Below are 1,361 nucleotides of genomic sequence, written 5' to 3'. Positions count from 1 at the left end.
TACTCAGCAAACTCAAAACCAGCGGTGAATTGCCCATGGCGCCGTTCGACGACTTGCTAATTAACCAATATTTACGCGATATATCGCCATTGATTAATCGGGTGCAGTTTTTACAAGACCAACAAGCCATGCACACGCTGAATGTGGATCTTAACTTTGATTTACCGATGCAGGATTTTCCAGCGCATGCTCTATCTGTGCAGGGTTTACCAGCACAAGCAGATACAACCCATTCGTCCATCGTGCGAGTCAATCTTGTCGGCCGTATTGATGATATTTTGCCTAAAGGCTTAGTCAATTACCGCCCCGGCACAGCCCACGGACGAGATTTTATTCGGGTGTATTTACGTCATTTATGCATCAACGCCATGGCAAATTCGTCCACCTCAGGCATGGGTAAAAATCAATTCAGTTACTTACTCGACATTGGCCATTTTCATGCCTTTGCACCTATTACTGCTGAACAAGCGCAGGCACAACTCATGCGTTTTATCAGTGGTTTTATTCAGGGGCAAACTCAACCCTTGTGCTTTATGCCTAAAACGGCTTTCGCCTATGTTGAAACCGATGGCGACCATGAAGAAAAGCTGCTTAAAGCCCAGCAAAAATGGGATGATGGCCAAAACCAGTTCGGCGAAGGGCACGACCCACATAACCAGCGTTTATTCCATTTCCCAGAAGACTTTAGCGAAGCTAGGTTTGGGGCATTGGCCATCCATTTGCTGCAACCCATGTTAAGCCAGTATCACAAAGATAAATTGGCAGAATTAGACACTTTTGTCAGTGGCACCGCGGTCGATATTCAAGCGCAACTCATCGCCAACGCAGCTAAACTAGGAGCGCATTAATGGACGCTATTACCGTGACACCGCTTAATGCCCTCACCTTACCGTTTAGCGGTTCCAGCTTAATTGAAGCCAGTGCTGGTACAGGGAAAACCTATACTATTTCCGGTTTGTATTTACGTTTATTGTTAGGCCATGGTGGTAAAGCGCCACTAAGTTGTGAGCAAATTTTGGTGGTAACCTTCACCAACGCCGCCACAGAAGAACTCAGAGACCGAATTCGTAAACGGATTAACTTAGCGTTTAAACGCTTTTTAGGCTTAGCCGTCAATGATGAGTTTATTGAACAGCTTTACCAAGACACCTCGGAAGATGAACGTCCTATTGCATTAAGACGCTTAGACTTAGCGTTAAAGTCGTTAGATGAAGCGGCCATTTTTACCATTCACGCCTTTTGCCAACGCGTGTTGTCAGACATGGCATTTGAGTCATCATTACTATTTGAGTCCGAATTTACCCTCGACGACAGTGAGTTTTTACACCATGCGGTGCGCGATTTCTGGCGTGAAGTCTGTT

At 45.6% G+C, this 1,361-nt stretch carries 1 protein-coding gene and 1 pseudogene; both read left to right on the top strand.

Annotation, left to right across the window (positions count from 1 at the left end; translation table 11 throughout):
- Window positions 1-848 (top strand): annotated as a pseudogene (locus CXF78_RS00640) (exodeoxyribonuclease V subunit gamma); the annotation flags it as partial.
- A partial coding sequence (locus CXF78_RS00635; protein ID WP_180957006.1) for a UvrD-helicase domain-containing protein occupies window positions 848-1,361 on the top strand: 514 nt, incomplete at its 3' end. The pseudogene CXF78_RS00640 and the gene CXF78_RS00635, both read left to right, overlap by 1 nt.

Origin of the sequence: Shewanella sp. 11B5, assembly GCF_002836795.1 — a bacterium.
Taxonomy (GTDB): domain Bacteria; phylum Pseudomonadota; class Gammaproteobacteria; order Enterobacterales; family Shewanellaceae; genus Shewanella; species Shewanella frigidimarina.
Note: the sequence above shows the minus strand (reverse complement) of the source record. Positions and strands in the feature narration are given on the sequence as shown.